The 3,798-nt window shown below is 74.4% G+C and carries 3 protein-coding genes and 1 pseudogene; 1 reads left to right on the top strand and 3 read right to left on the bottom strand.

Annotated elements, in window-relative coordinates; translation table 11 throughout:
• Nucleotides 1-348: 348 nt before the first annotated feature.
• A pseudogene (locus ACYVE9_RS18650) lies at nt 349-1,080 on the top strand (AMP-binding protein); the annotation flags it as partial.
• A gap of 85 nt (nt 1,081-1,165) precedes the next feature.
• Here the strand turns inward: ACYVE9_RS18650 and ACYVE9_RS18645 are convergent.
• From ACYVE9_RS18645 to ACYVE9_RS18635, 3 genes are all read right to left on the bottom strand, one after another.
• A complete protein-coding gene (locus ACYVE9_RS18645; protein ID WP_461029020.1) occupies nt 1,166-2,071 on the bottom strand; it encodes a DUF5336 domain-containing protein in 906 nt (301 codons plus the stop codon).
• Between the two features lie 128 nt (nt 2,072-2,199).
• The gene (locus tag ACYVE9_RS18640) at nt 2,200-3,099 is read right to left on the bottom strand and encodes an N-acetylmuramoyl-L-alanine amidase (RefSeq protein WP_461029019.1); all 900 of its coding nucleotides are present in this window, start codon (nt 3,097-3,099) and stop codon (nt 2,200-2,202) included.
• A 1-nt stretch (nt 3,100) separates the two neighbouring features.
• On the bottom strand, nt 3,101-3,739 hold the full coding sequence (locus tag ACYVE9_RS18635) for a class I SAM-dependent methyltransferase (RefSeq protein WP_461029021.1): 639 nt from the start codon (nt 3,737-3,739) through the stop codon (nt 3,101-3,103).
• Nucleotides 3,740-3,798 lie beyond the last annotated feature (59 nt).

Genomic DNA, 3,798 nt, shown 5'->3' with positions numbered 1-3,798 from the left:
CGGGACCCCCGCCGTCACCGGCGCGGGGCGCCCGCGTGGGGTCCGGCGCCGGAGCGCGCACCGCACCCGGGCGGACGCTGCTGCCGCACATTGACCGCCGGCACGTCAACCCCTCTATGCAGCGCTGTCGTCGGCCGGCAACTTGCGCTGCCTGCCACCTGCGGAAGGGGCACGACGTCGGGTCGTGGAGGGGGTTCCGTGCGTGATTTCAGCCTGCCGCCGCTGGTCGGACCGCTGCTCTCGGGAGGCCTCGCGGACGCTGTCCACCGCACCGCCGAGCGCGACCCCGGACTGGTGCAGCTGTCCAGACGTGACGGGACGGGTGACGGCACCTGGTACCCGGTCACGGAGCTGGGGCTGCTGTTCTCGGGCGCCGGCATCACCCTGCACGACGGCTACGGCCTGACGGAGACCACCGCCGCGGTGACCGGCCAGCCCGCCGGCCGCCCCCGCTTCGGCACGGTGGGCCGGCCGCTGCCGGGCTGCGCGGTGCACATCGCGCGGGACGGGGAGATCCGGGTGCGGGGTGAGGTGGTCTTCTCCGGCTACCTGGGCGACCCGGCCGCCACCGACGCGGTGCTGCTGGACGGGTGGCTGGCGACCGGCGACCTCGGTCACCTGGACGACGACGGCTACCTCGTCATCACCGGCCGCAAGAAGGACGTGCTCATCACCAGCGGCGGCAAGAGCGTCTCACCGCTGGTGCTGGAGGAACGGCTGCGCGCCCACCCGCTGATCTCGCAGTGCCTGGTGGTCGGGGACAACCGGCCCTACATCGCGGCGCTGATCACCCTGGACCCGGACGCGTTGGAGAGCCGTCGCCCGCGGAGCGCGGAGGCGGTCCGGGCCGCGGAGGAGCTGGGCGCGGCGTCGGGCTGCGAGGGGGTGCGGGCCGAGGTGCGGCGTGCGGTGTCGATGGCGAACAGCGCGGTGTCGCGTGCCGAGTCGATCCGGGAGTTCCGCATCCTGCCGGCCGAGTTCAGCATGGAGGCGGGGCTGATGACACCCTCCATGAAGTTGCGGCGGGGCGCGATCGTGCAGGCCTTCGCCGAGGACATCGAGGCCCTCTACGCCCCCTGAGCCCCGGCACGGCAGGCGGCCCGGCAACGCGGTGGTCCCCCACCGGCCGGGCCGGTGGGGGACCACGTGTCCCGCGGCGGGCGGGTCAGCCGCGCTGGATGCCGGAGGTGTCCTGGAGCACGCCGCGACGGCCGTCCTGGGTCTGCGCGATCAGCGCCTGGCCGCGCTGCTCGACGGCCAGGTACCAGGTGCCGGGGGCCAGTTCGGCGACGGGGCTCTGCGAACCGTCCTCGCCGAACAGCGGGCGGGCCACCGGCACCGCGAACCAGAACGGCTGGAAGTTGGGGTCGGCGACCGGCTGGCCCGCGCCGGCGGACTGGCCCTGCTGCGGGTAGCCCTGCTGCGCCTGGGCGGGCTGGGCCTGCTGCGGCTGACCCTGGTGGGGCTGGCCGCCGTAGGACTGCTGCGGGTGGCCGCCGGGCTGCGGACCGCCCGGGTAGCCGTAACCCGCCGGCTGCTGGCCGGGCTGCTGCTGGCCGGGGTAGCCGTAGGCGGGCGGCTGGCCGCCGCCGTAGGGCTGCTGCTGCCCGGGACGGGAGCCGCCGGCCGGCAGCAGCGGTGCCCGCAGCGCGGGGACCAGCAGCGTCGCGATGGCGCCGCCCGCCAGGAGGAGCACGGCGATGAAGGCGAGGATCTGACCGACGCCGACCTCGAGGCCCGACTTGGCGTCACCGGAGCTGCTGAGCAGCGTCCAGAACGCGGTCCACAGGGCGAACACGCTGAGCGTCAGGCCCCACTGATCCAGCTTCAGGCCCAGGAACGTGCGCTCCTGGGGGAGGAAGCGGGCAGCCACGATCAGACCGGCGGCGAAGAAGCCCGCCAGGAAGACCGAGGGCATCACCGGCCACCAGAAGTTGGACCAGCCGTTGCGGCCCTCGGAGATGCCGAACCCGGAGCTGGCCTTGTAGAAGTCGAGGAATGAGGCGATGAACAGCAGGACCGCTGCTCCGATCACCACTGCGTCGCCTCGAGTGAGCGAGCGGTTGTTCACATCAGATCCTTCGTCGATCTTGTCGTCATGGTCCGGTCATCACGGGGGCGCGCCCCATCGTACGGACAGCACGGACCGGTGGGGTACGACCCCTGGGGATCCCGGCGGGCCGTCGAACACGGCTGCGACTACTGGTTCCCCGTCAGGTAGTCGGCGACGCCCGCCGCGACCCCCCGCGCGGCCTGCTGCCGCCATCCGGGGTCGGTGAGCAGCGCGGCGTCCCGCGGGTCGCGCATGTTGCCGCACTCCAGGAACACCTTGGGCACCCGGGAGAGGTTGAGTCCGCCCAGGTCGTCGCGGACGACCAGTCCGGAGGCGGCGGTGTCCGGGCCCAGGTAGTCAGCGGGCCGGGTGCCGGTGGCGTCGGCGAACCGGTCCGCCAGCCGCTCCCCGAGCAGCCGGGAGTCGGCGGTGATGCCGGCGGTGTCGGCGGTGCCCTCCCCCACCTTCGCGGGCAGGATCACGTGGAAGCCCCGGTTGCCCTTGGCGGAGCCGTCGGCGTGCAGTGAGACCACCGCGTCCGCACCGGCCCGGTTGCCGATGTCGGCGCGTTCGTCGATGCACGGCCCGAACGGCGGGTCACCGTTGTGGGTGAGGGTGACCTCGGCGCCCCGCTCCTCCAGGGCCGCGCGGACGCGTTCCGCCAGGTCGAGCGTGAAGTCGGCCTCCGGGTAACCGTCGTCGGTGGCGGTCCCGGTGGTGTCGCACTCCTTGCGGCCGGTGCCGATGTCCACCCGGCGGCCGATCTCCTTCACGTGCTCGCGGTTGCTCGGGTTGTGGCCGGGGTCGAGCACCACCACCCGTCCCGCCAGCGGCCGTTCGGCCGCGCCGGACGGTGAGGCGCCGGGCCCGGGCTCCCGCGACGCCGACGGATCCGACGCCGACGGGGAGCCTGCGGAGGACGCGTCCACTTCCGGCGGGGCGCCGGTGCCGCCGGACGGACCCGTCACCAGCCACGCCAGCCCGGCGGCCAGCGCCAGCGGCAGCAGCACGGCGAGTACGACGAACAGTTTGCGGCCGACCGACATGTCAGATCCCGACCCCGGTCCGGCGCAGCACCCGCAGCGATCCCGTCACGCCGACCTCGGTGAACGCGCCGGAGTCGAGCGCCCGGGTGTAGATCCGGTACGGCGCCTGCCCGCCGTCCGCCGGGTCGGGGAAGACGTCGTGGACGACGAGCAGCCCGCGCTCGGCGAGCTTCGGCGCCCAGCCCTCGTAGTCGCCGGCCGCGTGCTCGTCGGTGTGCCCGCCGTCGACGAAGACCAGTCCGAGCCGCCCCTGCCAGAGCGCGGCCACCTGCGGCGAGCGGCCGACCACCGCGACGACGTGCTGCTCCAGGCCGGCGGCGTGCAGCGTGCGGCGGAAGACGGGCAGCGTGTCCATGCGGCCGACCTGCGGATCGACCAGCGTCGGGTCGTGGTACTCCCAGCCGGGCTGCTGCTCCTCGCTGCCCCGGTGGTGGTCGACGGTGACCGCGACGACTCCGGCCTGCCGGGCGGCGTCGGCGAGCAGCAGCGTGGAACGGCCGCAGTAGGTGCCGATCTCCAGTAGGGGCAGGCCCAGTCGGGCGGCCTCGGTGGCCGCCCGGTGCAGGGCCAGGCCCTCGTCCAGGGGCATGAAGCCCTTGGCCGCCTCGAAGGCGGCGACGGCCTCCGGCGCGGGTGTCATGGCGTCATGCTGCCGCACCGGGGGCGGCCCGGTGTGCGCGGGGTGGTGGCCGCTCGGGG

The sequence above is a fragment of the Streptomyces sparsus genome (assembly GCF_054776295.1).
This window is presented reverse-complemented; position numbering and strand designations above follow the sequence as displayed.